Origin of the sequence: Stenotrophomonas maltophilia, from assembly GCF_006970445.1 — a bacterium.
GTDB lineage: Bacteria > Pseudomonadota > Gammaproteobacteria > Xanthomonadales > Xanthomonadaceae > Stenotrophomonas > Stenotrophomonas maltophilia_AU.
The window spans coordinates 3,411,004-3,436,584 of sequence record NZ_CP033877.1 but is presented as its reverse complement, the minus strand read 5'-3'; the positions used below and the strand labels follow the sequence as shown (position 1 = coordinate 3,436,584).

General features: G+C 67.7%; 23 protein-coding genes. 17 read left to right on the top strand and 6 right to left on the bottom strand.

Annotated features, from left to right (window positions below; translation table 11 throughout):
- Entirely contained in the window at positions 1–714 is a 714-nt protein-coding gene (gene tsaB / locus EGM71_RS15830; RefSeq protein WP_188485636.1) for a tRNA (adenosine(37)-N6)-threonylcarbamoyltransferase complex dimerization subunit type 1 TsaB, read from the top strand.
- Between the two features lie 516 nt (positions 715–1,230).
- On the opposite strand, the gene EGM71_RS15825 is transcribed toward tsaB, so the two are convergent.
- A complete protein-coding gene (locus EGM71_RS15825) occupies positions 1,231–2,115 on the bottom strand; it encodes an energy transducer TonB (protein WP_188485635.1) in 885 nt (294 codons plus the stop codon).
- A complete protein-coding gene (gshB, locus tag EGM71_RS15820) occupies positions 2,115–3,062 on the bottom strand; it encodes a glutathione synthase (protein ID WP_188485634.1) in 948 nt (315 codons plus the stop codon). The genes EGM71_RS15825 and gshB overlap by 1 nt, the downstream gene beginning before the upstream one ends.
- Before the next feature lie 240 nt (positions 3,063–3,302).
- Between gshB and pilG the strand changes: the two genes are divergently transcribed.
- The 7 genes from pilG (at position 3,303) to EGM71_RS15785 (ending at position 15,304) form a co-directional block, all read left to right on the top strand.
- Complete coding sequence (gene pilG / locus EGM71_RS15815) at positions 3,303–3,704, top strand: twitching motility response regulator PilG (protein ID WP_005418455.1); 402 nt, start codon at positions 3,303–3,305, stop codon at positions 3,702–3,704.
- An 18-nt stretch (positions 3,705–3,722) separates the two neighbouring features.
- Positions 3,723–4,085 carry a response regulator gene (locus EGM71_RS15810; protein WP_005410717.1) on the top strand — a complete coding sequence of 121 codons (363 nt, stop codon included), beginning with the start codon at positions 3,723–3,725 and terminating at the stop codon, positions 4,083–4,085.
- On the top strand, positions 4,085–4,615 hold the full coding sequence (locus EGM71_RS15805) for a chemotaxis protein CheW (protein ID WP_188485633.1): 531 nt from the start codon (positions 4,085–4,087) through the stop codon (positions 4,613–4,615). Before EGM71_RS15810 ends, EGM71_RS15805 begins: the two co-directional genes overlap by 1 nt.
- 41 nt (positions 4,616–4,656) lie before the next feature.
- Positions 4,657–6,693 (top strand): methyl-accepting chemotaxis protein, encoded by a 2,037-nt coding sequence (locus tag EGM71_RS15800; protein ID WP_014038185.1) that lies wholly within the window; start codon positions 4,657–4,659, stop codon positions 6,691–6,693.
- Positions 6,694–6,793: 100 nt separating this feature from the next.
- Entirely contained in the window at positions 6,794–13,519 is a 6,726-nt protein-coding gene (locus EGM71_RS15795) for an Hpt domain-containing protein (protein ID WP_188485632.1), read from the top strand.
- Entirely contained in the window at positions 13,506–14,843 is a 1,338-nt protein-coding gene (locus tag EGM71_RS15790) for a chemotaxis protein CheB (protein WP_188485631.1), read from the top strand. The genes EGM71_RS15795 and EGM71_RS15790 overlap by 14 nt, the downstream gene beginning before the upstream one ends.
- On the top strand, positions 14,840–15,304 hold the full coding sequence (locus tag EGM71_RS15785) for a chemotaxis protein CheW (protein ID WP_014648089.1): 465 nt from the start codon (positions 14,840–14,842) through the stop codon (positions 15,302–15,304). Before EGM71_RS15790 ends, EGM71_RS15785 begins: the two co-directional genes overlap by 4 nt.
- Before the next feature lie 102 nt (positions 15,305–15,406).
- Here the strand turns inward: EGM71_RS15785 and EGM71_RS15780 are convergent, their stop codons facing one another.
- Positions 15,407–16,144, bottom strand: a complete 738-nt coding sequence (locus EGM71_RS15780) for a 16S rRNA (uracil(1498)-N(3))-methyltransferase (RefSeq protein ID WP_188485630.1) — start codon at positions 16,142–16,144, stop codon at positions 15,407–15,409.
- The gene (bioA, locus tag EGM71_RS15775) at positions 16,135–17,526 is read right to left on the bottom strand and encodes an adenosylmethionine--8-amino-7-oxononanoate transaminase (protein WP_223224484.1); all 1,392 of its coding nucleotides are present in this window, start codon (positions 17,524–17,526) and stop codon (positions 16,135–16,137) included. The genes EGM71_RS15780 and bioA overlap by 10 nt, the downstream gene beginning before the upstream one ends.
- A 77-nt stretch (positions 17,527–17,603) precedes the next feature.
- Between bioA and nudE the strand changes: the two genes are divergently transcribed.
- From nudE to gcvH, 7 genes are all read left to right on the top strand, one after another.
- On the top strand, positions 17,604–18,167 hold the full coding sequence (nudE, locus tag EGM71_RS15770; protein ID WP_053506078.1) for an ADP compounds hydrolase NudE: 564 nt from the start codon (positions 17,604–17,606) through the stop codon (positions 18,165–18,167).
- A complete protein-coding gene (gene cysQ / locus EGM71_RS15765; protein WP_100440360.1) occupies positions 18,164–18,967 on the top strand; it encodes a 3'(2'),5'-bisphosphate nucleotidase CysQ in 804 nt (267 codons plus the stop codon). Before nudE ends, cysQ begins: the two co-directional genes overlap by 4 nt.
- 13 nt (positions 18,968–18,980) lie before the next feature.
- Positions 18,981–19,820, top strand: coding sequence for a nucleoside triphosphate pyrophosphohydrolase (gene mazG, locus EGM71_RS15760; RefSeq protein ID WP_188485628.1), 840 nt, complete (start codon positions 18,981–18,983; stop codon positions 19,818–19,820).
- On the top strand, positions 19,817–20,146 hold the full coding sequence (locus tag EGM71_RS15755; RefSeq protein WP_135967639.1) for a YnfA family protein: 330 nt from the start codon (positions 19,817–19,819) through the stop codon (positions 20,144–20,146). The genes mazG and EGM71_RS15755 overlap by 4 nt, the downstream gene beginning before the upstream one ends.
- A 108-nt stretch (positions 20,147–20,254) precedes the next feature.
- Positions 20,255–20,557, top strand: coding sequence for a DUF962 domain-containing protein (locus tag EGM71_RS15750; RefSeq protein WP_135967638.1), 303 nt, complete (start codon positions 20,255–20,257; stop codon positions 20,555–20,557).
- Positions 20,558–20,720: 163 nt separating this feature from the next.
- A complete protein-coding gene (gene gcvT / locus EGM71_RS15745; RefSeq protein WP_188485627.1) occupies positions 20,721–21,833 on the top strand; it encodes a glycine cleavage system aminomethyltransferase GcvT in 1,113 nt (370 codons plus the stop codon).
- A 93-nt stretch (positions 21,834–21,926) separates the two neighbouring features.
- Positions 21,927–22,322, top strand: a complete 396-nt coding sequence (gene gcvH, locus EGM71_RS15740; protein WP_188485626.1) for a glycine cleavage system protein GcvH — start codon at positions 21,927–21,929, stop codon at positions 22,320–22,322.
- A gap of 292 nt (positions 22,323–22,614) precedes the next feature.
- On the opposite strand, the gene EGM71_RS15735 is transcribed toward gcvH, so the two are convergent.
- Positions 22,615–22,986 carry a hypothetical protein gene (locus EGM71_RS15735; protein ID WP_188485625.1) on the bottom strand — a complete coding sequence of 124 codons (372 nt, stop codon included), beginning with the start codon at positions 22,984–22,986 and terminating at the stop codon, positions 22,615–22,617.
- Positions 22,987–23,097: 111 nt separating this feature from the next.
- On the opposite strand from EGM71_RS15735, the gene EGM71_RS15730 reads away from it, so the two are divergent.
- Complete coding sequence (locus tag EGM71_RS15730; RefSeq protein ID WP_100440366.1) at positions 23,098–23,628, top strand: histone; 531 nt, start codon at positions 23,098–23,100, stop codon at positions 23,626–23,628.
- Between the two features lie 125 nt (positions 23,629–23,753).
- Here EGM71_RS15730 and EGM71_RS15725 read toward each other — a convergent pair whose 3' ends face one another.
- Complete coding sequence (locus EGM71_RS15725) at positions 23,754–24,647, bottom strand: LysR family transcriptional regulator (protein WP_188485624.1); 894 nt, start codon at positions 24,645–24,647, stop codon at positions 23,754–23,756.
- Positions 24,648–24,761: 114 nt separating this feature from the next.
- On the opposite strand from EGM71_RS15725, the gene EGM71_RS15720 reads away from it, so the two are divergent.
- The gene (locus tag EGM71_RS15720) at positions 24,762–25,520 is read left to right on the top strand and encodes an SDR family NAD(P)-dependent oxidoreductase (RefSeq protein ID WP_188485623.1); all 759 of its coding nucleotides are present in this window, start codon (positions 24,762–24,764) and stop codon (positions 25,518–25,520) included.
- Positions 25,521–25,581: the final 61 nt, after the last annotated feature.

Here is a 25,581-nt window from a genome sequence, read left to right as displayed (position 1 = left end):
ATGAAACTGCTCGCCTTTGAAACCGCCACCGAAGCCTGTTCCGTTGCCCTGCATGTGGATGGGCAGGTGCTGGAACGTTTCGAGATCGCCCCGCGCCGGCATGCCGAACTGAGCCTGCCATGGGCCGAGGCGCTGCTGGCCGAAGCCGGCATCAGCCGCCGCCAGCTCGATGGCATCGCGCTCAGTCGCGGCCCGGGTGCATTCACGGGTGTGCGCCTGGCAATTGCCATCGCCCAGGGCATCGCGCTGGCGCTGGACCGCCCGCTGCTGCCGGTCTCGACGCTGCAGGTACTGGCGCTGCGGGCACCGGCCGCGGAAACGCAGATCCTGTCGGCGATCGATGCGCGGATGGGGGAGCTGTATGTCGCTCGCTTCGAGCGTGTGGACGGGCTGCCGGTCGCGCGTGATGCCGAACGCGTGTGCGCGCCGGCGGTGGTGGCGTTGCCGGAAGGATTGTCGGCCTACGGTGTCGGCACCGGTTTCGGTGCGGCCGAGGGCGCACTGGTGGCGCAGCTCGGTGCTGGCCTGCGCGGATTCGATGCCACTGCACTACCGCGCGCGTCGGATCTGCTGACCCTGGCGGTGCCGGCCTTCGCACGAGGCGAAGCCATTGCGCCGGAGAAGGTGGAGCCGGCCTATCTTCGCGACAACGTGGCACTGACCCTGGTCGAGCAGCAGGCCGCGCGCGAGGCGAAGGCGAAGGCCAACGGCTGAGCCCCTCGTGGCGGGGTTGGTTGATCGCGTAAATCAAACGCCTCGCTTGGCCGGGCGGGGTGGGTTCGCGGGGGGCGCCGTGAACCCCGCTCCGCGGTCCGGCCCAGCCGCTGGCGGCTGTGCGTTCGGGCGCTTGCGAAGCCGTGCTTCGCAAGCAAAGCGCCCTCACCCATGGGGGCTTGGCTGCGGCATCCATGCCGCGGACACCCCCGCGAACCCACCCCGCCCGACTTCTGACAGTTTCCGTGTGCGTCCGCCACGGAAAATCAAAAAAAGAAAAGTCAAAGTCAAAAGCGGGTCGCTTCGCTCGCATCCACGCGTGGCGTGGATGTGTGTCGACCAAGGTCGACACCTACCAACAGCAATGATGCGCCGCGATCTGCCAGAGGTGGGGCGGCGTGTCCTGCAAGCCCACACCGCCCCGCCAAACCCAAAGCCCAACCGCAGCTCTTGATCCTGCTGTTGCAGTTGCTTGGGCTTGCAGCGGGCCCCGGGGCGCAGGCCCGGGAAGAAAACCTACCGGTCGTCGTGCAGGGTGCCGCCCGGCAGGAACACCCAGGTGCGGGTGACCTGCAGGATGTCGATCTCGTCCTCGGTCTTCGGCAACGGCGGGAACGGCTGTGCCAGCTTCACCACCCGCAGCGCCGCCTCATCCAGCAATGGCGTTCCGCTGGTTCGCAGGATCCGGCTGCTCTCCACGCTGCCATCGCGGCGCACGCCCACGCTGATCACCACCTGGCCGCCGAGCCGGCGCTGCCGGGCCTCGTCCGGGTAATTCAGGTTGCCTACGCGCTCGGCACGGTCGACCCAGGCACGCAGGTAATTGGCATAGGCATATTCACGCGTGCTGGCCGACACGAACTTGCGGTTCGGGCGCTTGGCGTACTGCGCCGAGCGCAGATGCACTTCAGCCGCCAGTCGCGCCATCTCCACATCGCGCTGCTCACGCGCGGTCAGCGGTGCATCCGGCTCCGGCTGTTCCGGCGTCGGCCGGGACTGCGCCTGCGCGACGGTGTCTTCTCCGTTGCGGCTGCTGACCACCCGTGCCTGCGGCGGCGGAACCGGCGCGGCCGACTGCTGCTGTTGTGGCACCGGGCTCAGCCCCGCCTGCGCCTGCGGCACGATGCCGGCCTGGTTGTCGCGCGGGCGCTGCGCACGGTCGTGCTCGCCACCACCTTCCTGGCTGGCGGCGGCAAGGAAATCGGCCTGCTTCGGCGTCAGTGCGGTGCGGGTCTGGCTGAAGATCACTTCCAGCGTCGGCACCAGCGGTGCATCACCCTTCACGGCGAAGCCCACGCCCAGGATCAGCAGGGCGTGGACCAGCACCGACAGCGCGATGGTCGCCCCCAGCCGTTGCGCTTCGCGCGGCGGCGGCGGCAGGACGGCAGGTGCGGCCGCCATCAGCGCAGGCCGGCCTCGAGCGCGTCGAACAGGGTGCCAGCGATGTTCAGGCCGTACTGCGCGTCCAGTTCGCGCACACAGGTCGGGCTGGTCACGTTGACCTCGGTCAGGTAATCGCCGATCACGTCCAGGCCGACGAAACGCATGCCGCGGCGCTTCATCTCCGGGCCAACCTGGCCGGCGATCCAGCGGTCACGCTCGCTCAGCGGGCGGCCTTCGCCGCGGCCGCCGGCCGCGAGGTTGCCGCGGAATTCGTCGCCCTGCGGAATGCGCGCCAGGCAGTAATCGACCGGTTCGCCGTCGACCAGCAGGATGCGCTTGTCGCCGGCCGTGATGTCGGGAATGAACTTCTGGGCCAGCGCCAGCTTGCGCCCGCCGTCGGTCAGGGTTTCCAGGATCACGTTCAGGTTCGGATCGCCCTGGCCGCTGCGGAAGATCGAGCGGCCACCCATGCCGTCCAGCGGCTTCAGCACGGCCTGGCCGTGTTCCAGGGCAAAGGCCTTCAGCGCCTTGGCATCGCGGCTGACCAGAGTCGGCGGGCAGCACTGGGGGAACAGCAGGGCAGCCAGCTTCTCGTTGTAGTCGCGCAGGCCCTGCGGGTTGTTGACCACGCAGGCACCGGCGGCGGCGGCCACGTCCAGTACCTGGGTGTCGTAGAGGTACTCGGCGTCGACCGGCGGGTCCTTGCGCATCAGCACGATCTGGCCGGGTCCGAACTCGGTACGGCTGAACGCGCCCAGCTCATACCAGCCGGCCGGGTCGTCGCGCACCTGCAGCGGCGCGGTCTGGGCCACCGCCACGCCACCTTCCAGGGCCAGTCCGCCCGGCCGCACGTAGTGCAGGGCATGGCCGCGGCGCTGGGCTTCCAGCAGCATGGCGAAGGTGGTGTCCTTGGCGATCTTGATGTGGGCGATGGGGTCCATCACCACGATGACGTTCAACGGCATGGGCGCACCTGTCAGGCAAGGCGTTGATGGTAGCGGCAACGCTGGCCGCGCGCCTCCCTGCCGTACTGCAACGCAGCGTCCGCCTGCCGGCAGCGCAGTCATTGCGAACCCGGTCACGTTCAGCCGGGCGCCACCCCCTGCGCGGTGGGCCGGCCTTGAAGCGGGCGCAGAAAGTGCGATATAGATACGCTTTCGCAGCGGCTCCCGCCAGAGATTGGGCCGTGCGCTTGGGGATAGGCAATGACTGAAAACACGACTGCGGGCGGGGAACTCGCAGGACTCCGGGTGATGGTCATCGATGATTCGAAGACCATCCGCAGGACTGCGGAAACGCTGCTCAAGCGCGAAGGCTGCGAGGTGGTCACCGCCACCGACGGCTTTGAAGCGCTTGCCAAGATCGCAGACCAGCAGCCGCAGATCATCTTCGTCGACATCATGATGCCGCGCCTGGATGGCTACCAGACCTGCGCGCTGATCAAGGGCAACCAGCTGTTCAAGGCGACCCCGGTGATCATGCTGTCATCCAAGGATGGCCTGTTCGACAAGGCGCGGGGGCGCATCGTCGGCTCGGAGCAGTACCTGACCAAGCCTTTCACGCGCGAAGAACTGCTGGGTGCCATCCGCACATACGTCAACGCCTGACCAGGGGGGAAAGGCACAATGGCTCGTATCGTCCTGATCGAGGATTCACCGACCGACCGCGCGGTGTTCACCCAGTGGCTGCGCCGTGCCGGCCACGAGGTGCTGGAAGCGGACAACGCCGAGGATGGCCTGCAGCTGGTCCGCGACCAGGTGCCGCAGCTGGTGCTGATGGACGTGGTCCTGCCCGGCATGAGCGGTTTCCAGGCCACCCGTGCAATGGCCCGTGATGCGGCGATCAAGCACATCCCGGTGATCATCGTCAGCACCAAGGCGATGGAAACCGACAAGGCCTGGGGCCTGCGCCAGGGCGCAGCCGATTACATCGTCAAGCCACCGCGCGAGGATGAACTGATCGCGCGGATCAACGAGCTGGTGGCCTGATGCGCTCGCCCTTCGACATCCTTGAAGCCTACGAACGGCGCAGCCTGGCCCATGCGGTGCAGCTGCCCGGGCGGCAGTTTGCCCAGGACCTGTGGCGTGGCGTGGGTTTCCGCGTCGGCCAGCGCCGGCTGGTGTCCGATTTCCGCGAAGTGGTGGAAATCGTGCCGATGCCGCCGGTGACCCCGGTGCCCTGCGCGCAGCCCTGGCTGCTGGGCGTGGGCAACCTGCGCGGCAACCTGTTCCCGGTGGTCGACCTGAAGTACTTCCTGGAAGGCGCGCGCACCGTGCAGCAGGAAGGCCAGCGCGTGCTGATCATGCGCCAGGCCGGCGGCGACGTCGCACTGACCATCGATGAACTGTTCGGCCAGCGCAGCTTCGAGCTGGACCAGCAGATCGAAGCGGGCACGTTGGCCGAAGGCCGCTACGGCCATTTCGTCGACCGTGCCTTCCATGCCGACGGCCATGACTGGGGCGTGTTCTCGCTCTCGCTGCTGTCGCGCACTCCTGAATTCCGGCAAGCCGCGGCCTGAGGCCGGGCATCGCCCCCTGCATTGAAGATCGAGGTTGAACGATGAGTACTGCTTCGGACGCCACCAAGACCGGCAAGCTGCGGCTGGGCGGCAGCAACCTCTGGCTGTTCCTGCTGCTGGCATCGATGATCCTGTTCGGCGTCAACACCGGTGTCGCCACCTGGCAGGGCAGCCGCCTTGCCGATGCCGGCTCCAAGGCCGCCGACCTGCAGGTGCTGTCGCAGCAGCTGGCCAACCAGGGACGTGACGCGGTCGGCGGCAACGCCCAGGCCTTCACCGCCTTCAAGGCCACCCGCAACGCGATCGAGCAGAACGTGTCGACGCTGCAGGGCCGCTATGGCAAGGAGCCGGGCGTGTCCGGTGCCATCGCTACCCTGGGCGAGACCTGGGCGCCGCTGGGCAAGCAGGCCGGGCAGCTGGTGGCCAGTGAGCCGGCCGTGCTGGCGCTGGCCGGCAATGCCAACAACTTCACCGGCGCGGTGCCGGGCCTGCAGGCCCAGCTGAACGAGCTGGTGCGCGCGATGTCGGCCTCCGGTGCACCGTCGTCGCAGGTGTACAGTGCACTGCAGCAGGTCGTGGTGGCCGGTTCGATGGCCCGCCGCGTGACCGAAATGCGTGCCGGTGGCAGCGCCGCAGCGACCTCCGGTGATGCGCTGGCGCGTGACATCACCGTGTTCTCGCAGGTGCTCGACGGCCTGCGCAACGGCAACGAGGAACTGGGCATCACCGCCGTGCGCGGTGCCGCTGCCGTGGCCGCGCTGGAGCAGTCGCAGCAGAAGTGGGAAGCGATGAAGCAGGACGCCGACGCGATCCTGGCCAGCTCGCGCCAGCTGTTCGCGGCGCAGTCCGCCGCCACCGCGCTGGGCCAGGGTTCGGCCCACATGCTGGATGACAGCCGCAAGTTGTTCGACGCGTTCTCCTCGTTCGGCTCGGTGTCTGACACCCGCCTGTTCCCGAACTTCTGGATCGGCGTGGTGTCCGGTGCGCTGTCGCTGATCGCGATCATCGGCTTCGTCTCCACCAACGTGCGCAGCCGCTCGCGCGAGCAGGAACTGCGTTACCAGACCCAGGTGGAATTCAACAGCCGCAACCAGCAGGCGATCATGCGGCTGCTGGACGAAATCTCCTCGCTCGGTGAGGGCGACCTGACGGTGAAGGCCTCGGTGACCGAGGACATGACCGGTGCGATCGCCGACGCGATCAACTACGCGGTCGACGAGCTGCGCCATCTGGTGACCACCATCAATGACACCTCGGCCAAGGTCGCGATGTCCACCCAGGAAACGCAGGCCACCGCCATGCAGCTGGCAGAGGCGGCGGGCCACCAGGCCAACCAGATCACCTCGGCCTCGGACCGCATCGGCGAAATCGCGGCGAGCATCGAGCAGGTGTCGCGCAACTCGGCCGAGTCGGCCGACGTGGCACAGCGCTCGGTGGTGATCGCCGCCGAGGGTGCCGGCGTGGTGCGCGAGACCATCCAGGGCATGGACCAGATCCGTGACCAGATCCAGGAAACCTCCAAGCGCATCAAGCGCCTGGGCGAGTCGTCGCAGGAAATCGGCTCGATCGTGGAACTGATCAACGACATCTCCGAGCAGACCAACATCCTGGCGTTGAACGCGGCGGTGCAGGCAGCGTCGGCCGGTGAAGCGGGCCGCGGTTTCGCGGTCGTGGCCGACGAAGTGCAGCGCCTGGCAGAACGTACCTCGGGTGCGACCCGACGCATCGAAAACCTGGTCCAGGCCATTCAGGCCGACACCAACGAAGCGGTCACCTCGATGGAGCAGACCACTGCCGAAGTGGTGTCCGGTGCACGCCTGGCGGAGGACGCCGGTACCGCGCTGACCGAGATCGAGCGCGTGTCCAACGCACTGAATACCCTCATCAAGAACATCTCCATCGCTGCCCAGCAGCAGTCGGCCGCCGCTTCGGACATCACCCGCACCATGGGCGTGATCCGGCAGATCACCGGCCAGACCTCGCAGGGTGCCGGGCAGACCGCAGAGTCGATCGGCCACCTCGCGCAGCTGGCGGCGGACCTGCGCCGTTCGGTCGCCGACTTCAAGCTGCCGGCGTGACGCGGGCAGGGCGGCGAGCAAGGAACCAGTCGATGAAGCATTTCCATTCCCCACGCCAGAACTCGCGCGGCCACCGCGCGGCGGCGAACGGAGCGCGTCCATGAGCAGTCTGCGCGATGCGATGAGCCACGCAGCGCTGGGCTGGGTCAAGCCCGAGCTGGACGAGACCCTGCGCCAGGTGCGCAATGAGGTCGAGTACTACGCGGAAGACCCGACCGATGCCAGCCGCATGCGCATCTGCGCCGGCTACCTGCACCAGGTGCAGGGCACCCTGCGCATGGTCGAGCTGTATGCCCCGGCGATGGTGGCCGAAGAGCTGGAGCAGCTGGCCAACGCCATCGGTGCCGGCCGCGTGGCCGACCGTGATGAAGCCTGCGCGACCCTGATGCGTGGCAGCGTGCTGCTGCCCGACTACCTGGAACGCCTGCAGAACGGCCATCGCGACATTCCGATCGTGCTGATGCCGCTGCTCAACGAGATCCGTGCGTCGCGCGGCGAAGAAGGCGTCACTGACAGTGTGCTGCTGGCCTTTGCGCCGGACAGCGTCACCGCCACCGAGGCCGAGCTGGACCATGCCCGTGGCAGCCTGAGCGGACGCAACCGCGAGCTGCTCGACACGGTCGGCAGCGCAGTGAAGGAAGAACTGCTGCGCATCAAGGATGCGCTTGACCTGCACCTGCGCACCGGTGGTGCGCCGGAACAGCTGCAGACCCAGGCCAACGAGCTTGGCGCCGTGGCCGATACGCTGGGCATGATGGGCCTGGGCGTGGCCCGCGGCGTGGTCGTGCAGCAGCGCGACGCGCTGCGTGGCGTGGTCGAGGGCCGCCAGCAGATCGACGAGAACCTGCTGCTGGATATTGCCGGTGCACTGCTGTACGTCGATGCCTCGCTGGACGACCAGGTTGCCCATCTGGGCGCCGGCGGCAGTGGCGAGGACGACCCGAGCGCGGTCGAGAACCGGCGCACGGTGGAGGTGCTGGCGCATGAAGCCATCGCCAACTTCGCCGCCGCCCGCGAGCATTTCGTCGCCTTCATCGAAACCAGCTGGAACCATGCCGAGCTGCAGGATGTGCCGCGCCTGCTGGGCGATGTGTCCGGCGCACTGCGCATGCTCGACCTGGGCACCGCCGCCGATTACCTGCGTGGCGTGCAGCAGTACATCGAGGCCGAACTGATCGGCCGCCAGCGCGTGCCCAGCGGCCGCCAGCTGGACACCCTGGCCGATGCCATGGCCAGCCTGGAGTACTACCTGGAAGCCCTGCGCGACCGCCGCCCGGGCCGCGAAGACATCCTCGAAATCACCCGCAGCAGCCTCGAGGCACTGCGCTACTGGCCGCTGCCCGAGCGCAATGCCGTCGCGCCGGAAGCGCCGGCACTGCTGCCGGTCGAACGCGAGCCGGTTGCGTTGCAGGCCGAACCGCTGCAGCCGGAGCGCATCGAGGTTCCGGTGCAGCCTGCGGCGCCCGCTGCCGGCGACGTGCCGGTGCCGCTGCCGGACTTCACCTTCGATCCGCCGCCGGCCACGCCGGCGCCGATGGTGTCCGACAACCGCCTGATGTTCGGCGCACTGGGCACTGTCGCAGCCGTGGCCGCCAGCACGGCTGATAACGATGCTTCGCCGTTGCCGACGCACGATGATGCGGAGGCATCGCTGGTCTTCGCGGCGTCCAGCGCACCGGCGCCGGATGTCCCGCAGTGGGAGCTGGCGCCGTTCCATCCGGAGGCCGACCCTGTCGCGCCTGCCGATGACGAGCGCAGCCCGACCTTCGCCAGTTTCGATCCGGTCAGCTTCGAGCTGGCCGAGGGTGATCGCTCCAGTGCATCGCAGTGGTCGCTGTCCGAGGTGCCGCAGGTGCCTGAGGAGACCGCAGCGCCCGCGATCAATGAGATGACGGACGCGGTGGATTCCTCCGCGACCGCTTTCGATGCTGCGCCGGTGTTCGATCCGGTGGCGGCCGAACAGGATGCGGCTGCCGAGGCCGACGACGTGGTGTTCCGCTTCGACGCCGACGCACTGGACAACGCTGACGACGTGCTGTCGCTGCATGCGATGGAAACGCTGTCGCTGGATGATGATGCCGCGTTGCATCCGTCGCTGGAAATCGTCGATGCCGTCGTTCCGCCGCTGGCCGATGCATCGCCCGCAGTGCTGGCCGAGGTGGATGAGGCACCGGATGACCTGCCGGTACCGTCGATCACGCCGCCGTTGATCGATGCGGCGGGCCCGGCGGCTGAAACGTCCGCTCCGGCCGTGTCGGTGATCGATATCGACACCATCGCGCCGATCGATTTCAGCGAGGCCGACGCCCAGTTCTTCGCCGAGCTGAGTGCAGCCGCTGCCGGCTTCAATCCGCAGGCAATGGCCGCTGCGGCAGCACCAGAGGCGGTGCTTGCGGCCGTGGCCGGGACCGACGCCGACACCGACACCAATGCGGGCTTCGACGCCGGTTTCGACGACGATGCCGAGAACATCGACGAGGACATCCGCGAGGTGTTCCTGGAAGAGTTCGACGACGAGCTGGCCAATCTCGGCACGCTGCTGCCGGCGTGGCGCATGCAGCCGGACAACATGGACCGGCTGCGCCCGATCCGCCGCATCTTCCATACCCTCAAGGGCAGTGGTCGCCTGGTCGGCGCACGCACCCTGGGTGAGTTCGCGTGGAAGATCGAAGGCATGCTCAACCGCGTGCTGGATGGCAGCCGCGCCGCATCCCCCGCCGTGCTGGCGATGGTCGACAACGCGCATGCGGCGCTGCCGCAGCTGAACGCGGCGCTGCGCCATGGCCAGCGCATCAGCGTCGACCTGCAGGCCATGCAGGCCATCGCCGATCGTGTCGGTGCAGGCGAGGAGACCTACTACGTACCCCTGCCGGGGGCCGCTGCACCGGTTGCACCGGTGGCCGAATCCGAAGGCGAAGACGAGATCAGCCGCATTCTCGACGCGGAGGCGGGCGCTTCGGCGCTGGCCGATACCGCCGAGGAGGCCGAAGCTGCTGGCACGCCGGCCAACATCGACAGCGTGCTGCGCGAGATTCTCGAGGCCGAGGTGGAAGTCCACCAGGCCACTCTGCAGGATTGGCTGCGTTCGGCGCAGCAGGCACCGCGGCCGGTCAGCGATGCACTGCTGCGCGCCGTGCACACCATGAACGGCGCCTTCGCGATGACCGAAGTGCCCGAGATCACGGCTGTGACCGGCGGCGCCGAGTCCTACATCAAGCGTGCACTGGCCGCCGAGGTGGTGCCGGGTGATGAAGGCGTGGCCGCGCTGGATGCGACCGCGCAGGCGATCACCGCCACCATGGAAGCGCTGCAGGCCGAACAGCCGCGCATCGCGCCGCAGCAGGTACTGGCACAGCGCCTGCAGGCGCTGGCCGGCGAGCTGCCGGAGGCGCGCTGGCCGATGGTGGGCCTGGAAGACGACGAAGACGACCTGGCGCTGGATGACGAACCGGCGGCGGAACTGGACGCGGACGCATCGACGGCCGTCGCGCTTGAATCCGATGCGGTGCCGCATTCGTTTGTCACACCGGAGCAGGAAGCGGAGGCACATGCAGATACTGCGGAAGCTCCGTTCGCCGATGTGGCGATCGAGGCCGGTCTGGAGGTCGGTGAGCTGACCGCCAGCGACGATCTTTCGCGCTATTTCGATGCCGGATGGCCGTCCGTACCGGGTGAGGAGGAGGCGTCGCTACCGGCGGTCGAATCGATCCAGGTGGCCGACGATGTTCCGGGCGTTGCGGTAGACGATGTCGAGGCGGAGGCCGAAAGCGTGCTGCTGTTGTCCGACGACGCCGGTTTGACCGTCGTGGACGATCTGTCGCCGTACCTGGATGCCAGTGCGCTGCCGGTCGACGACCGCGACGCCGAAGAGATTCCTGTCGCTGTCGAAGCCGTCGCATCTGACATGAATGCGTCCTCGTTCGATCACGCGCACGTCGCGGATGCTGAGGCATTCGAGACGCCTGCTGCACTGCCGCTCGACAGCGAGCTGTCGAGCCTGCAGGATGAAATGGCTGCGCCGGGGTTTGCAGAACCGGTCTCGCTGGAAGCCGCGCTCGAGGCCGGCCTGCACGTGATCGACGAAGAGCAGCCCCTGGCCGACGACGGGCAATGGCCCGTGCTCGGCCTGCAGGCCAGCGAACTCGCGCCGGGCGAGGCGGAAGCCTTTGCCGAGGATGCGGACGTCGGCGGGGAGGCGGCGATCGGTGAAGGAGAGAGCGCCGATCAGCCGTCCCCGGCGACGGTGAATGAGGAGGTCGCGGAGGCCGCTGTGCCGGCCACCGCCGAGCCGGTGCGCTTCTTCGAACTGGAAGACGCGCCGGGCCAGGTGGACGTCCACGCCGAAGCTGCCGACCTCGATGCGGTTACCGTGTCGGATGCCGTGGCAGTTGGCGCGCCTGAAGCCGACGTGCCTGTAACCGTGGCACCTGACGTCCATGCCATCCCGGTGCCGGAAGACAGCGCCGATACGCTCGACTTCAGCGTCTACGATCGCGAACTGGTCGACATCTTCGTCGAGGAAGGCAAGGACCTGCTCGACCACTGCGATGGCCTGATCAGCGAGCTGCGCGATGCACCGCAGGACCGCGAGGTGCTGGCCGGCCTGCAGCGTGACCTGCATACCCTGAAGGGTGGCGCACGCATGGCCGGCATCAACGCCATCGGCGATCTCGGCCACAGCATCGAATCGTTGCTGGAAGCCGTTGCCGCCGGTCGCACCGAGATCGAGCGCCGCGATGTGCAGTTGCTGGAACGCGGATTCGATCGCCTGCACCAGCTGCTGACCCGCACCGGTGACCACCGCGTGGTGGAACCGGCGCAGGATCTGGTCGACGCATTCGAAGTGCGTACCACCACCGATATCGCCGCTGCCGCAGCCGCAGCCAACGTGGCGAGCGTGGCAGAAGCCGCTTCGGCACCGGTCGCCAGCCCGGCACCGGCACTGCTCGATGCGCCGTTGTCGGCACCGCTGCCGGCTGAAGGCGTGGTCGATGAGGATCCGCTGGCACGTCCGCAGCAGGAACAGGTGCGCGTGCGTGCGGATCTGCTCGACCGCTTGGTCAACCATGCCGGTGAAGTGGCGATCTACCGCTCGCGCCTGGAACAGCAGCTCGGCGCCTTCCGTGGCGCGATGGGCGAACTGGAGCGCACCAATGCGCGACTGCGCGACCAGCTGCGCCGCCTCGACCTGGAAACCGAAGCGCAGATCGTCGCCCGCTACCAGCGCGAGCAGGACCATGCCGACCAGAAGTTCGATCCGCTGGAACTGGACCGCTTCTCCACGCTGCAGCAGCTCAGCCGCGCGCTGAACGAGTCGGCGGCCGATCTCGGGGGCCTGCAGGGCGTGCTCGACGATCTGTCGCGCCAGTACGATTCGCTGCTGCAACAGCAGTCGCGCGTCAGCTCCGAGCTGCAGGACGGCCTGATGCGCGCGCGCATGGTGCCGTTCGATGGCCTGGTGCCGCGCCTGCGTCGCGTGGTCCGCCAGTCCGGCATGGATACCGGCAAGCAGGTCCACCTGACCCTGGAAGGCACCCACGGCGAACTGGACCGCAACGTTCTCGATCGCATGGTCGCGCCGCTCGAACACATGCTGCGCAACTCCGTGGCCCACGGCCTGGAAGCGCCGGAACAGCGTCGTGCGGCCGGCAAGCCGGAAGAGGGCGAAGTTGCCATCCGCCTGCACCGTGAAGGCTCGGAAATCGTGCTGGAAGTGGCCGATGACGGTGCCGGCCTGGACCGCGAAGCGATCCGCCGCCGCGCCATCGACCGTGGCCTGTTGGCCGCCGATGCACAGCCGAACGAGCAGGAACTGGACAACCTGATCTTCGCCTCCGGTTTCTCCACCGCCGACCAGGTCAGCCAGCTGGCCGGTCGCGGCGTGGGCATGGACGTGGTGCGCAACGAAGTGCGCCAGCTCGGCGGCTCGGTCGACATCCAGTCGGTGCGTGGCCAGGGCGTGCGCTTCACCCTGCGCCTGCCGCAGACGCTGGCCGTCACCCAGGCGGTGTTCGTGCAGATCGGCGAAACCACCTTCGCCGTGCCGGTGGCCTCGGTCAGTGGTATCGGCCGCCTGTCGCGCGAACGCTTCGAGGCCGCCGACAGCAGCTACCGCTACAGCGGCGAAGACTATCCGCTGTATGACCTCGGCAGCCTGGTCGGGCAGGCCCCGGCGCGTGCCGATGGCCAGGACCAGGTGCCGCTGCTGCTGGTCCGCGCCGGTGACCTGCGCGCTGCCGTGGCGATCGACCAAGTGCTGGGCAATCGCGAAATCGTGGTCAAGCCGGTCGGCCTGCAGATCGCATCGGTACCGGGCATCTACGGCGCCACCATCACCGGCGATGGCCGCGTGGTGGTGATCCTGGACGTCGCACCGCTGGTGCGCCGCTTCCTGGCCAATCCGACGGCACCGGTGCTGGCCAATGCGCCGCGCGATGAACGCCAGGTGCCGCTGGTGATGGTGGTCGATGACTCGCTGACCATGCGCAAGGTGACCGGCCGCATCCTCGAACGCCACAACTTCGAAGTCAGTGTCGCCCGCGATGGCGTGGAAGCACTGGAGCGGCTGGAAGAGCGCGTACCGGACCTGATGCTGCTGGATATCGAGATGCCGCGCATGGACGGCTACGAGCTGGCCACCGCGATGCGTGCCGACCCGCGCTACAAGGATGTGCCGATCGTGATGATCACCTCGCGCAGCGGTGACAAGCACCGCCAGCGCGCCTTCGAGATCGGTGTCCAGCGTTATCTGGGCAAGCCGTACCAGGAACTGGACCTGATGCGTAACGTGTACGACCTGCTGGGGATCGCCCGTGTCCGTGAGTGAAACCCATCCGGCCCCGGCCGTCGCCCTGCTGGCCCGCCCCGGTGCGGCGCGTGAACGCCTGCGCGAGGCGCTGTCGCATGCAGATGTGCAGCTGGTCCTGGAAGATGATCCGAATGGCCTGGAGCCACAGGTCCTGCAGGCCGCGGATCCGCAGTTCGTGGTGATCGCGCTGGAAGCCGCCATCGAGGACGCACTGGAACGGTTGGAAGCCGTGCTCTCGGCACCGGGGCTGACCCTGGTGTTCGATGAGGCTGAGCTGGCCGCGCGCCGCGACGGCTGGGAGGTGCAGCGTTGGGGGCGCCATCTGGCCGCCAAGCTGCACGGCCACCAGCAGGTGTTGCCGCCGGGCGCCGAAGAAGAGCCCAGCCTGCAGCTGGAGCCCGGCCATCCGGCACCCGCGCCGGTGCCGCAGGAAGAAGCCCTGCAGCCGCACCTGGAGCAGGCGCTGAGCTGGGCCGATGATGTTCCGGCCGACGGCCTGTACTCGCCGCCGGCACACCTGCACGAACCGATCGCGCTGGAGCAGGCCCTGGCGGCACTACAGCCGGTCGTGCCCGAACCACTGGATCCGCCTTCGCCGCCGCAAGCGCGGGTCGAACCGGCGGCGCCTGCGGCACCGCCGATCTCCTTCGATCACACCGCCTGGTCGCTGGTCGAGGAATCGATCGAAGCGCCGGCATCGGCAGAAGCGGTGGCGCCGGTCGTCGCGCCGCAGCCCTCGTTCGATACCGATCATTTGAGCCTGGTCGATCTGGATGCCGCCGCCCCGGCCGGTGCGCGCGCCGCATCGCTGCTGGTGCTGGCCGGCATCGGTGGCCCGGATGCGTTGCGTCGCCTGCTCGGCGCACTGCCCGCGTCGATGAGCGTGCCGGTCCTGGTGCACATGCGCCTGGATGGTGGCCGCTACGGCAACCTGGTCAAGCAGATGTCCCGTGTTTCGCCGTTGCCGGTGCAGCTGGCCGAGGCCGGCCAGCGCGCCGCGCCGGGCGAGGTCCACGTGCTGGCCGATGATATCGGCGTGCGCGCGGCCAGCGATGGCCTGCATTTCCACAGCGATGCCAATGGCATTTCGCTCGCTTCACTACCGGCCGAACACACCGCGCTGGTGCTGCTCAGCGGTGCCGACCTGGCCCACGTCGGCCCGGCGCTGGACCTGGCGGCCGCCGGTGCATGGGTGGCCGGGCAGGTGGGCGAGGGCTGCTATGACCCGGCGGCGGCCACCGCCGTGGTTGCTGCCGGCATGGTGGCCGGTGAACCGCAGGAACTGGCGCAGGCAATTGCCGCGCGCTGGGGTGAGCAGGACGACAACGGAGAGGCACCATGAGCTACGCCAGCAATGACGAAATCCGCGGCGTCCTGATCCAGGCCGGCAACGAGCGCGTACTGCTGCCCAATGCCACCGTGGCCGAAATGATGTCGCGCGTGCCGGTGCAGCCGGTCTCCGATGCGCCGCGCTGGCTGGTTGGCGAAATCGGCTGGCACGGCTGGCAGGTGCCGCTGGTGTCGTTCGCACGCCTTTCGGGGCTGGGCGAGGAGACGGTGGCCGGCCACAACAAGGTGGTGGTGCTGAAGTCCCTCAGCGGCAACGCGCAGCGCCCGTACTACGCGCTGCTGACGCAGAACTTCCCGCAGCTGATCTCGGTGCCACGCGATGGCCTGCTGGCCGACGCCTCCGAAGAAACCCTGCCGCAGATCGTGCACATGCGCGTGCTGCTGGGTGAGCAGAGCGCGCTGCTGCCGAACCTCGACGCGCTGGAAGCAGCGCTGGATTCGCTGGCGGCCTGATCGGCAATCCGCCGGTCGGGTTTCCGGTAGTGCCGGCCGCTGGCCGGCAACCTCATGATCCCGTGGATGCCGGCCAGCGGCCGGCACTACCACGAACCAGCCTTAACCAAGATCGCCCAACCGCGCCTGCAATGCCGCGATCGCGGCCAGCCCGGCCGTTTCCGTGCGCAGGATCCGCGGGCCCAGCTGCAGTCCCTGGAACCCCGCCGCTGCCAGTTGGTCGCGGTCGCGCGGTGACCAGCCGCCTTCCGGGCCAATCGCGATCACGATGCCGCCCGCCGGGGCGGCGTCCAGCGTCGACAGGCGATGCGCGCCCTGCGGGTCCAGGGTCAGCCGCAGCGTCTGCGCCGGCAGTGTCGCCACAGCCTGCGCCAGCGACAGCGGAGATCCCACCTGCGGAATGCGCGCACGCCCGGACTGGCCGCAGGCCGACGTCACCACGTTGTTCCAGTGCGCCACCCGCTTCTCGGCCCGTGCCGCATCCAGCTTTACCTCGGTGCGCTCAGCGTTGACCGGAATGATCGCTGCCACACCCAGCTCGGTGGCCTTCTGCAGGATCAGGTCCATCTTCTCGCCGCGGGCGATGCCCTGCAGCAGGGTGATCGCCAGCGGCGATTCGTTGCCGACGGCCTCCACCGCGTCAATGCGGACCTGGACCTCGCGCTTGCCGGCCACGGTCAGCGTCGCGCTGTAGTCGTAGCCGTCGCCGTTGAACAGCACGCAGGTGTCCCCCTCGCGCAGGCGCATCACCCGCACCAGGTGGTTGGCGGTTTCTTCCGGCAGGGTCAGGGTCTGGCCGCTGTGCAGCGCCAGGTCGATGGGGCAGCGGGTCACGCGCATGCAATCGCCTCGTCGATGGCCGCCAGCGTGGTATGTGCCAGCAGGTCCAGTTGTTCGTCGTCCACGCAGTAGGGTGGCATCCAGTACAGCACGTCGCCCAGCGGGCGCAGCACCACGCCGCGCTTGAGTGCGGCCTTGTAGGCGTGCAGGCCCAGTCGCAGGCCCGGGTCGAATGGCGTGCGCTTGTTGCCGTCGCGCGACAGCTCGAAGGCCACCACCATGCCGGCCTGGCGCACGTCGGCCACGTGCGGATGGTCGGCAAAGGGTGCTGCCAGCGTCCCCATCACCGAGGCGATCCCCCGGTTGCGCGCGATCACATCGTCGTCGCGGAAAATGTCCAGGGTCGCCAGCGCTGCCGCGCAGGCCAGCGGGTTGCCGGTGTAGCTGTGCGAATGCAGGAAGGCGCGCTCGCGCGAGTCGTCGAGGAAGGCGTCGTACAGTGCCTGCGTGGCCAGTACCGCGGCCAGCGGCAGGAAGCCGCCGGTCAGTCCCTTGGACAGGCACATCAGGTCCGGCATCACTCCGGCCTGCTCGCAGGCGAACAGGGTGCCGGTGCGGCCGAAGCCGGTGGCGATCTCGTCGGCGATCATGAACGCGCCATGGGCATCGCACAGTTCGCGCACGCGCTGCAGGTAGACCGGGTCATGCATGCGCATGCCGCCGGCACACTGCAGGCGCGGTTCCAGGATCACCGCGCAGATCTCGCCCGGGTGCCGGTCGAACAGCGTGGCCAGGCCATCGGCCGCCTGCCGCGCGCGATCGGCCGCGCTCTGGCCCGGTTCGGCCAGGTAGGTATCGGGCGACGGTGCGAACAGGCCTTCGGCCAGCAGCGGCGCATAGACGCGGCGATACAGCGGAATGTCACCCAGCGCCAGCGCCCCCAGGGTTTCGCCGTGGTAGCCGTTCTCAAGCGCGATGAAGCGCGTGCGGCGGGGCTCTCCGCGGTTCTGGAAGTACTGGAAGGCCATCTTCAGCGCCACTTCCACGCCGGCGGAACCGTTGTCGGCGTAGAACACCTTGGCCAGCGGTGCACGGCCGGGCTGGCGTGGCGCCAGTGCCAGCAGGCGTTCGGCGAGGGTGATCGCCGGCTCGTGGCCGAAGCCGGCGAGCATCACCTGTTCCAGCTGCCCGGCCTGGGCAGCGATAGCGCCACCGATGCGCGGTTCGGCGTGGCCGAACAGATTGGTCCACCAGCTGCTGACCGCATCCAGGTAGCGGTTGCCGTCGTGGTCGATCAGCCACGCGCCTTCGCCACGGGCAATCGGCACCAGCGGCAGGGTGTCCGGATGCTCACGCATCTGCGTGCACGGGTGCCACAGCACCTGCAGGTCGCGTTGCCGCCAGTGGTGGGCCAGCGGGGAGGGGGTTGGGTCTGCTAGCATTTCGGGCTCATGAACATGTTGCTGCCTGCACATTCTATCGGCCCCGGCGCAGGCGCCGGGCGCCGCGGAGATACCGCATGAACGATGACCGTGCCGGCCGTCGCTTGCCGATCATCCATCGGATCACCGATGAGGAAAACGGCCCCTTCCAGCGCCAGCATCTGGACCTGGAGTTCTCCAACGGTGAACGCCGCCGTTTCGAACGCCTGGTCAGCCGTGGGCACGGTGCGGTGGTGGTGGTGCCGATGCTCGACGACGAAACCGTGCTGCTGGTACGTGAATACGCCGCCGGCATGCACCGTTACGAGCTGGGGCTGGTGAAGGGGCGGATCGACGCCGGCGAGACCCCCGAGCAGGCCGCCGACCGCGAACTGAAGGAAGAGGCCGGTTATGGTGCGCGCCGGGTCGACGTGCTGCGCGCGATGACCCTGGCCCCGACCTACATGAGCCACCAGTCGTGGTTGGTGGTGGCGCGCGACCTGTATCCGGAAAAGCTGGCCGGCGACGAGCCGGAAGAACTGGAAGTGGTGCCGTGGAAGCTGGCTGATCTGGACCAGCTGATGCTGCGCGAGGATTTCTCCGAGGGACGCTCGCTGGCGGCGCTGTTCATTGCCCGCCAGTGGCTGCAGGGAACGCGATGATCAAGCTGACGACGGACCTGCGCGAGACCGCCATCGCCATCGCCCAGGAAGCCGGCCAGGCCATCATGCAGGTGTATGCCGATGGCTTCGAGGTCCAGATCAAGGACGACAACAGCCCGGTCACCGCGGCCGACCTTGCGGCCAACCAGGTCATTGAGCTGGGCCTGCGCCAGCTGACCCCGGACCTGCCGATCCTGTCCGAGGAATCGGCGCAGGTGGGCTGGGAGCAGCGCCGTCACTGGGGCGCTTACTGGCTGGTGGATCCGCTCGATGGCACCCGCGAGTTCGTCAAGCGCAACGGCGAATTCAGCGTCAACATTGCCTTGATCTACCAGGGCGCGCCGGCCTTCGGCGTGGTGCTGGCGCCGGTCACCGGCATCGTCTGGCATGCCATGCGTGGCGAGCTGGCCTATCGGCGGCAGGGCCTGCACGATACCGTGCTGCGTACCCGGACGCCGGCCACCGCCCCGCTGCGCGTCGCTGCCAGCCGTTCGCACCGCTCGCCGGAAACCGAGGCACTGCTGGCGCGCATGGGCCGCATCGAGACCATCGCGCAGGGCTCGTCGCTGAAATTCTGCCGGATCGCCGAAGGCGGCCTGGATGTCTACCCGCGGCTCGGCCCGACCTCCGAATGGGATACCGCCGCCGGCCAGTGCGTGCTGCACGCTGCTGGTGGCGCAGTGCTGTCGGCGGCGACCGGCAAGCCGTTCCGCTACAACCGCCGCGAGACCCTGTTGAACGGCGATTTCATTGCCCTTGGTGATACCAGCCTGCCGTGGCGCGACTGGTTGTCCGACTGATCCTGGAGGCCGCATGAGCGCGCACGACATCCCTACCACCGGCAGTGATGCCAGCCATGAACTGGAACGCCTGCTGGCGATCATGGCGCGCCTGCGAGACCCGCAGGGTGGCTGTCCATGGGACCTGGAACAGGACTTCTCGACCATTGCCCCGTACACCATCGAGGAAGCCTACGAGGTCGCCGATGCGATCGACCGCGGTGATCTGGACGATCTCTGCGACGAGCTCGGCGATCTGCTGCTGCAGGTGGTGTTCCACGCACGCATGGCCGAGGAGCAGGGCGCGTTTGCCTTCGCCGAGGTCGCCCGTGCGATCAGCGACAAGATGCAGCGCCGTCACCCGCACGTGTTCGCCGATGTCAGCGTCGACGATGCCGACGGGGTGATGCGCAACTGGGAGGCGATCAAGCGCGCCGAGCGTGCTGCCAAGGGCGAGCAGGACACCTCCGCACTGGCCGGTATCTCGCGCGGCCTGCCGGAATGGCAGCGCGCCGTGAAGCTGCAGTCGCGCGCGGCCAAGGTCGGTTTCGACTGGCCGGGCCCGCTGCCGGTGCTGGACAAGGCGGCCGAGGAGCTGCAGGAGCTGCGCGAGGAATTCGAGCGCGGAGATATCGCCGGCAACAAGGCGCGCCTGCAGGAAGAGCTGGGCGACCTGCTGTTCGTCTGCGCGAACCTGGCGCGGCATGCCGATATCGATCTGGGCGCCGCACTGCGCGGGGCCAACCACAAGTTCGAACGCCGCTTCCGCGCGATGGAAGTGCAGGCTGAGGCGCAGGGTGAGGCGTTGGCCGCACTGGACCTGGATGCGCAGGAGGCGCTGTGGCAGCACGCCAAGGCGGCGGAGAAAGCGTGAAGACGCTCGGCCTGTTCCTGCTGACCGCGCTGGCCGAGATCGTCGGCTGCTACCTGCCATGGCTGTGGCTGCGCAAGGGGGGCAGCGTCTGGCTGCTGCTGCCGGCGGCGGCCAGCCTGGCCCTGTTCGCCTGGCTGCTGACCCTGCACCCCACCGCCAGTGGACGGGTCTATGCCGCCTACGGTGGCGTCTACATCGGCACCGCGCTGTTCTGGTTGTGGCTGGTCGACGGCATCCGTCCCAGCCGCTGGGACCTGCTGGGCGCAGCACTGTGCCTGGCCGGCATGGCAGTGATCATGTTCGGTCCACGCACGCCCCCGGTGTAACGTCGAGCCAGGCTCCACAACGGCCGCCGGGCCACGCCCGGCAAGCGCGCAGCGGCGCCTCCGCGGAAGGCGCATGATGGCAGTGACCACGGCCCCCGGAGCACGCACATGTCCCGCTTTGCCAGCTTCCGCGAGTTCTACCCGTTCTACCTCAGCGAGCACCGCCACCCGGTGTCGCGGCGGCTGCACTTCATTGGCAGCTGCGGAGTGCTGCTGCTGGTCGCCACTGCCCTGCTGCGCGGCCAGCCACTGCTCCTGCTTGGCGCTCTGTTCTGCGGCTATGGGTTCGCCTGGGTCGGCCATTTCTTCTTCGAGAAGAACCGCCCGGCGACGTTCCGGCATCCGCTGTACTCGTTCATGGGCGACTGGGTGATGTTCCTCGACATCCTGCGTGGGCGGGTGCGCCTGTAGCAGGAAGGTGGCTGCGGGGCGCCGCGGCCATCGCCGGGCGTGCAAAGGAAAGGGCAGGGCGGGTTGCGCTTCCGCTTCCACGAACCGCTGCGCTGCGGCACGCCTGCGGGCGACCGATCTGGGATAATGGGGATTCTTGTTTCCTCTGCTGCCGGACCCGGTCATGACCCAGAAGACGCTGCTCAACGATACCCACCGCGCCCTTGGCGCCAAGATGGTCGATTTCGGGGGTTGGGACATGCCCATCCACTACGGCTCGCAGCTGGACGAACACCACCTGGTGCGCCGCGAGTCCGGTGTGTTCGACGTTAGCCACATGACGGTGGTCGACCTGCGCGGTGACCAGGTCAAGCCGTTCCTGCGCCGCCTGCTGGCCAACTCGGTCGACAAGCTGAAGGTGACCGGCAAGGCACTGTACTCGTGCATGCTGAACCCGCGCGGCGGCGTCATCGACGACCTGATCGTCTACTACCTGGGCGACGACTTCTTCCGCATGGTGGTCAACGCCTCCACCCGCGAGAAGGACCTGGCGTGGCTGCGCGAGCAGGCCGCGCCGTTCGGCGTTTCCGTCGAGCAGCGCCCGGACCTGGCCATCCTCGCCGTGCAGGGCCCGCAGGCGCGTGACATCGTGATCGGCCTGGCCCGCGAAGCCGACCGTGCAGCGTTGACCAAGCTGGGTCGCTTCGCCGCCCTGCAGGTGCAGTCCGATGATGGCGTCGAGCTGTTCGTCGCGCGCACCGGCTACACCGGTGAAGACGGTTTCGAGATCCTGCTGCCGCAGGATGCCGTGGTCGCCTTCTGGAACCGCCTGCTGGCGGCAGGCGTGAAGCCGGCCGGCCTCGGTGCGCGTGACACCCTGCGCCTGGAAGCCGGCATGAACCTGTACGGCCAGGACATGGACGAAGAGATCAGCCCGTATGAAGCGGCGCTGGCCTGGACCGTGTCGCTGGATGAAGGCCGCGACTTCATCGGCCGCGACGTGCTGGAAGCGCAGAAGAGCGCCGGCACCGCGCGCCAGATGATCGGCCTGGTGATGGACGAGAAGGGCGTGCTGCGCCACGGCCAGGCGGTCACCACCGCCGGCGGCCAGGGCGAGATCCTGTCCGGCACCTTCTCGCCGACCCTGGCCAAGGGCATCGCCTTCGCCCGCGTGCCGGCTGGTGAACTCGGCGAGGTCACCGTCGACATCCGCGGCCGGCAGGTGCCGGTGCGCGTGGTCAAGTTCCCGTTCGTGCGCGAAGGCCAGGCCCAGCCCGGCGTGCTCGCCGACGCCTGATCCGAACGTGCCGGTCGTCACTGACAGCAGTGGCGGCCGGTTGGTTACACTAGCCCCGTTTTTTCCACCCCTGCATATCTCTGGAGCAGTCCCATGAGCGAGATCCCCGGCGACCTCAAGTTCCTCAAGTCCCATGAGTGGGCCCGTGTCGAAGGCAATGGCCGCGTCACCGTCGGTATTTCCGACCATGCCCAGGGCCTGCTGGGTGACCTGGTCTACGTCGAACTGCCGGAAGTCGGCGCCGACGCCAAGGCCGGCGAACAGATCGCCGTCGTCGAGTCGGTGAAGGCCGCCTCGGACGTCTACAGCCCGATCAGCGGCAAGATCGTCGAGGTCAACTCGGCCCTGTCCGACAAGCCGGAAACCATCAACGAAGATGCCTACGGCGAAGGCTGGATGTTCGTGGTCGAACTGACCAACGCCGAAGAGGTCAACGAGCTGCTGGACCCGGACGCGTACGCCGAGGCCCTGGAGAACGAAGACCACTGAGTCATCGTTTCCGGATTCTGAAACGGCCACCTTCGGGTGGCCGTTTTTGTTTTGGCGACCGCGTCGGACTCATGACGCGGGGTTCGCTGCGCACCCTCGGCGTGGCATCAGCCGACAGACGAACGGTGCCGATGGGCGTGCGCAGTTTTGCGCAAATCCGCGTTTCAGCCCCGCGCCGAAGCGTTCGAATGTGAAAACTTTTCGCCCCCCGTTGCGGCGCCGTTGTGCTGGCGTTGGCGGCGGTGCCGGTGACCATCGACGATGCGCGCGCGCTGTTGTGCCCAACCTGCGCCTATCTGCGCGGAGTGCTTATTTCAAGTGTTTTTTGATCAACGCCTGCATCGGCATCGATGCAGGCAACGTGCGCGCGCGCCGTTTCTACCGTCGTTGCAGGCCGTGCAGAGTGGTGGCGCCGACGGCGCCCGGGAAGGCGCGGATGTGAAAATTTTTCGCGGGGGTTGTTGACAGTAAAAAAAACCGTGATTAGGTTTCGCCTCAGCAGACCTTGCCTGCCCAACCGAGTGCGCAGAATCAATCGTCCGATGCGAAGCAGCCCCTTCAAGACCACCGCGACCCTGATGACGGTGGACATGGCCCCGCTTCCCCCGGAGAAATGCAAGGCAACTCCCGTTCCGATGCCCGCTCCGCCGATCGAGGCGGGCATTGCCGCATCCGTAACGGCGCGCCTGACGCGCCGGCGGTCCCCGCACGCAGCATCCGCGGGTTTGATCCAACTGGGCGTTTCAACTCCCTATCACTGACGAGGAGCCATCCCATGGCAACCAAGAAAGCTGCGAAGAAGAAGCCCGCCGCCAAGAAAGCGGTGAAGAAGGTCGCGAAGAAGGCCGCTGCCAAGAAGGCAGTGAAGAAGGTCGCGAAGAAGGCGACCGCCAAGAAGGCAGTGAAGAAGGCTGCGAAGAAGGTCGCCAAGAAGACCACTGCGAAGAAGGCAGTGAAGAAGGCGGCGAAGAAGGTAGCCAAGAAGTCCACTGCCAAGAAGGCCGTCAAGAAGACCGCGAAGAAGGCCGTCAAGAAGGTAGCCAAGAAGGCCACCAAGAAGACTGCCAAGAAGGCTACGGCCCGCAAGCCGGCCAAGAAGGTCGCCAAGAAGGTCGCAAAGAAGGCGACTGCCAAGAAGGCCGTCAAGAAGACCGCCAAGAAGGCAGTAAAGAAGACCGCGAAGAAGGCCACCAAGAAGGCTGCCCCGAAGAAGGCAGCGAAGAAGGTTGCCAAGCGCAAGCCGGCCGCCCGCAAGAAGAAGGCCGCTCCGGTCGCTCTGCCGGCAACCCCGGCGCCGCTGATCTAAGTACTTCCCGATAGCCGCATCCTGAAACCCCCTTCCCTGGCTGCCCAGCGGGGAGGGGGTTTTTTTATGGGGCCGTTTGTAGAGCCGAGCCGAGCCGTGCCCGACTACTTTTCTGACGGTCGACGCTAGCCGTGCGGTGCCGGTGGAAAACGCTCCACCAGGAAATCGAGGAAGCTGCGCAGGCGGGTGGAGTGGTAACGGTCGTGCGCATAGACCACGTGCATCGGCCGACCGGCGTGGCCGTGCCCTGGGAGCAGCTGCACCAGTCGCCCAGCCTCGACATCGGCCGCCAGCAGCAGCGCCGACTGCAGCACGATACCCAGGCCATGCAGCGCCGCCGAACGCAGCGCTTCGCCATTGTTGATCTGCAGCCGGCCGTCGGGCACGTGGTCGAGCTCGCCAGCATCGGCCTGCAGCCACTGCGCAAGTGCGCGCGGTTCGAACGACAGGCATTGATGGCCGGCAAGTGCCTGCACGCTGCGTGGCGTGCCGTGCCTGGCCAGATACGCCGGTGAGGCGCACATCATCAGGCGATAGGGGGCCAGTGCTCGCGCCACCAGCACGCTGCTGTCGGCCAGCGTGCCGATCCGAAGCGCCGCTTCGAAGCCCTCTTCTGCAAGGTCGACCACACGATCGGTCAGCGTGGCTTCGACCCGGACATCCGGATAGCGCCCCATGTACTCGGCCAGTGCCGGTACCAGCGCATGCGTACCGAAGATCACCGGTGCACTGATGCGCAGCGTGCCCGCCGGTGCCAGCTGCTGGTGCTGCGCCTGCGCGTCGGTTTCCTCCACCAGGCGCAGGATCTCCCGGCAGCGGGTGTAGTAGTCCTCGCCGAACGGTGTCATGTGCTGGCGCCGGGTGGTACGGCTCAACAACTGCATGCCCAGCCGTGCTTCCAATGCACGCAGATGCTTGCCGGCCATCGTCGCGGAGATATCCATCGCCGCCGCCGCTGCACTGAGGCTGCCCTTGTCCACGATCAGCACGTAGACCTGCATGCTTTCCAGCAGGTTCATCTGACACCCCGGGTGTTGAATGCTGAAACCTGCGCGGAGTTTATCAATCAGGGGTGATCAAACAGCATGTCGTGCAGGGGCCGGATTCGCCGGCCACGCTGACAGGAGAACACCATGGACTTGAATCTTGCAGGCCGTACCGCGTTGGTGACGGGCGCGGCCAGTGGCATCGGTGCTGCCGTCGCCAGGCAGCTGGTGGCCCAGGGCGTGCGCGTTGCCATCACGTCGCGGCAGCGCGCCCCCCTGCAGGCGCTGGCAGCACGGATCGAAGCCGAAGGCGGCGCAGCACCGGTGATCGTGGCTGGCGATGTCACCGTCGCCGGTGACATCCGGTCCATCGCCGAGGCATCCCGGGAGGCATTGCAGCGGGTCGACATCCTGGTCAATGCCGCAGGAGGCTCCCGGCCGACCACGGTGGATGCCGATGATGATGTCTGGGACGAAGCGATCGCCCTGAACTTCTCCGCTGCGCGACGGCTGACCCAGGCGCTGTTGCCCGGCATGCAGGCGCAGGCATGGGGGCGGGTGATCAATTTCAGTGGTTCGATGGAACCGCGTGCAGTGAATGCCGCCACCGCGGCGAAGGCGGCGCTTCATCTGTGGAGCAAGGGGCTGTCGTCAGAGGTGGCTGGGCAGGGCATTACGGTGAATGCGATTGCACCGGGGCGCATCAACAGCGCGCAGATCCTGGACCGCCTGCATCCCACCGAGGAAAGCCGACGCGCGTTCATCGCCAGCAACATCCCGATCGGACGCTTCGGTGAGCCGGAGGAAGTGGCGCCGCTGGTGGCGTTCCTCGCCTCGCCGCTGGCCGGCTACATCACCGGTGCGGTGATTCCGGTGGATGGCGGCATGCACTACTTCGCGCACTAGCGCCGCGGAACTGCTCTTTGCATCTGTAGCGTCGAGCCATGCTCGACCGCTTTGCACGAAC